The 255-nt window shown below is 47.5% G+C and carries 1 protein-coding gene; it reads left to right on the forward strand.

The window, feature by feature from the left end:
• The coding region (locus EYW48_RS22065; protein WP_277433113.1) for a transposase at positions 1-255 on the forward strand (255 nt) is incomplete at both ends.

A 255-nucleotide genomic window follows, 5' to 3' on the forward strand; every position in this document is an offset into this window, starting at 1 on the left:
CGTCGTAAGTTCATGGAAGCGAAGAAGCTTCAGGGCAAAGGTAAAACAGGTAAAGCGGATGTGGCGTTAGCCAAAATCCAAAAGTTGTACGCACTTGAATCTCGATTAAAACTGGCTTCGGTCGAAGAGCGTTGGGCAGAAAGACAAGCGCAGGCTAAACCGATGTTGGATGACTTCTATGACTGGTTAACCACGCAGAAAGTCATCGAATCGAGTCCTCTTGGTAAAGCCATCAAGTACACCTTGGGTCAGTGG

The sequence above is a fragment of the Vibrio sp. 1180_3 genome (assembly GCF_029478545.1).
In the GTDB taxonomy this organism is placed as follows: Bacteria; Pseudomonadota; Gammaproteobacteria; order Enterobacterales; family Vibrionaceae; genus Vibrio; species Vibrio aestuarianus.